The following is a 2,988-nucleotide window of genomic DNA, read 5'->3' as shown; positions in this document are numbered from 1 at the left end:
TGTTATCCGAGATGTGCCGGACGACCGAGAGGTCGTGGGCGACGAAGAGATAGGTCAGACCGAACTGCTCCTGCAGGTCCTGCAGGAGGTTGATGGTTTGTGCCTGCACACTGACATCGAGCGCCGAAACGGCCTCATCGGCGATCACCAGCCGCGGATTGGAGGCCAGCGCCCTGGCGATGCTGATGCGCTGGCGCTCGCCGCCGGAGAAAGCATGGGGATAACGGTGCATGTATTCGGGCCGCAGTCCGACGCTCTGCATGAGGTCGGCGACCCGGTGCTCAAGCTCCCGGCCCTTGGCGATGCCGTTGACGCCAAGCACCTCGCCGATGATGTCGATGACAGGAAGGCGCGGATTGAGCGAAGATTGGGGGTCCTGAAACACGATGCGCAGGTCGCGATGGACTTCGTCGAGGGCAGAACCCGACAACGCCGCGAGATCGACCGTGCCGCCACTGCGGCTGCGATAGCGGATTTCGCCGCTCGTCGGCTGATAGATGCGCAGCACCGTGCGGGCAAGCGTGGACTTGCCGCAGCCGGACTCCCCGACAATACCAAGTGTTTCGCCATCCTGGACGCGAAGCGAAACGCCGTCGACCGCCTTGACGTGTCCGACCACACGCCGGAATGCGCCCTTGCGAATGGGGAAATGCATCCTGAGATCGTTGAGTTCGAGCAGTGGGCTTGGTTGCTTCATGAGATCCGCCATCATTGTCTTCCTTCGTAAAGCAGACAGCTGGCGACATGCCCGTCGCCGATGGCGATGGGCTGCGGATCCTTTTGGTCGCACAGGCCCGCCCTCGCCTCTTTGCATCGGGGATGAAAGCTGCAGCCCTGGGGCCGGTTGAAACGCGAGGGCACCATGCCATCGATGATCGCGAGCCGTTCGGTGGGTTGCCCATGCATGCGTGGCACCGATTGCAGCAGCGCCTTGGTGTAGGGATGCGCCGGTGCGTGGAAGATCGTGTCAACATTGCCTGCTTCCACGACCCGGCCGACATACATGACGACGACCTCGTCGGCGATCTCGGCCACCACGCCGAGATCATGGGTCACGAACAGCACCGAGAGCCCGAATTCGGCCTGCAGYGAGGCCAGGAGATCGAGGATATTGGCCTGGGTGGTCACATCGAGTGCCGTGGTCGGCTCGTCGGCGATCAGCAGTCTGGGGCGGCAGGCGAGCGCCAAGGCGATGCAGACGCGCTGGCGCATGCCGCCGGAAAACTGGAAGGCATAACTTTCCATGCGCTCGGCCGGCCGCGGAATGCCGACCAGAGCCAATGTCTCGATGGCATGTTCGCGCGCCTCCTTCTTTCCCATCTTCAGATGCAGGCGGATCACTTCCACCATCTGGTTGCCGATAGTATGAACGGGGGAAAGGGCGGCCATCGGCTCCTGGCTGATCAGGCCGATCTGGGCGCCGCGGATCGCCCGCATGTCGTGGCCGCGCGGATCGAGCGCCGCCAGGTCGATCGAGGGTGCTGCCGGATCGGGCCGGTAGCGGATTGCGCCCGAGACGATCCGCCCTCCCCGCGGAACCTGGTTGAGGATCGAGCGGCCGGTGATGCTCTTGCCCGAACCGGATTCGCCGACGACGCAGACCGTCTTGCCGCGTGGGATGGAAAAGGAGACGCCGTCGACCGCCTTGATCGTGCCCGCACCACCGAAGAAATGGGTCCTGAGATCAACGACCTCGATCAGCGGGTCACGATCCCCGTGCCGGCCGCCGGCTGCGGCAAAATTGGGATCAGTATTCATAGGGATCTGCAGCATCGCGTAATCCATCACCGAGGAAATTGAGGGCGAGCACGGTGACGATCACCGCGAGACCGGGAAGAAACAGCCAGGGTGCGCTCGAGACGGCGAGAATGTTCTGTGCCTCCTGAAGCAGCACGCCCCAGCTCACCACCGGCGGGCGCAGGCCGATGCCGAGGAAGGAGAGCGCGGTTTCTGCGAGGATCATCGTCGGGATGGCGAGCGTCACCGAGGCGATGATGTGGCTCATGAAGGACGGAACCATGTGCCGCCAGATGATGCGCATCTGCGAGCAGCCATCGAGACGGGCGGCGATGACGAAGTCTTCCGTCTTGAGCGACAGGAAGCGCCCGCGCACCACCCGCGCCAGGTCGGTCCAGCCGATCAGCGACAGGATGATGGTGATCCAGAGATAGACCAGGATCGGATCGGCGCTGATCGGAACGGCAGCCGCAAGGCCCATCCACAGGGGAATGGTCGGGATAGAGTTGATGAGTTCGATGGAGCGCTGGATCACGTCGTCCACCCAGCCGCCGTAGAGCCCCGAGATGCCGCCCAGGATGATGCCGAGGATGAGGCTGATTGCGACGCCGATCAGTCCGACGGACATAGACACGCGCGTGCCGTGGACTGTCCGGCTGAAGACGTCGCGACCCAGCCGGTCGGCGCCGAACAGGTAGAATGGTTTGCCCATCTCGATCGGGCCGATCAGGTGCCGGTCGAAATCGAACAGCCCCCAGAGCCGGTAGGGTTCTCCCTTGACGAAGAAGCCGAGGGGGATGACGACGGCCGGATCGGGCACGTAATTGCGGCTGAGCGCGATCGGGTCAACCTTCATCGAATAACCGTTGACGTAGAGCGGATGAAACTGCCCGGCCGCGTCGTAGCCGGCGAACTTGATCTGCTGCGGCGGCGCATAGGTGTAGCGGGAATCGTAGGTCTGCGATGAAACCGGGGCGAGAACCTCGGCAAACAGGGCGACCAGGTAGATCAAAAAGATGACGACGCCTGCCGCCAGCGCCAGGCGATGGCGACGGAAGCGCCGCCAGATAAGCTTCCACTGGCCGGCGACCGCGTCGGAATTCTGGATCAGTTCAGGCTGTAGCGCGATGGCTTGATCGGTCATATCTATCGTCCTTCAGCCGTTGCGAATGCGTGGATCAAGCCAGGCAAGCAGCAGATCCGAAATCAGTGTGCCTATCAGCGTCAGCATGCTCATCAGCAGGATGAATG

General features: G+C 63.0%; 3 protein-coding genes. All 3 read right to left on the bottom strand.

Translation table 11 applies throughout. From position 1 onward, the window contains the following. Positions 1 to 709 (bottom strand): ATP-binding cassette domain-containing protein (locus tag AC1D1Z_RS35805; protein WP_477853546.1); only part of this gene is annotated, 709 nt, incomplete at its 3' end. Next, entirely contained in the window at positions 709 to 1,758 is a 1,050-nt protein-coding gene (locus tag AC1D1Z_RS35800) for an ABC transporter ATP-binding protein (protein WP_018246743.1), read from the bottom strand. The genes AC1D1Z_RS35805 and AC1D1Z_RS35800, both read right to left, overlap by 1 nt. Beyond that, positions 1,748 to 2,881 (bottom strand): ABC transporter permease, encoded by a 1,134-nt coding sequence (locus AC1D1Z_RS35795; RefSeq protein ID WP_018449184.1) that lies wholly within the window; start codon positions 2,879 to 2,881, stop codon positions 1,748 to 1,750. The genes AC1D1Z_RS35800 and AC1D1Z_RS35795 overlap by 11 nt, the downstream gene beginning before the upstream one ends. Positions 2,882 to 2,988: the final 107 nt, after the last annotated feature.

This window comes from Rhizobium sp. P1_E1 (genome assembly GCF_056406015.1).
Note: the sequence above shows the minus strand (reverse complement) of the source record. Positions and strands in the feature narration are given on the sequence as shown.

What these genes read in the sequence shown, in the direction of transcription:
- AC1D1Z_RS35795 (WP_018449184.1), bottom strand. Translation starts at nt 2,881, where the DNA reads ATGACCGATCAAGCCATCGCGCTACAGCCTGAACTGATCCAGAATTCC.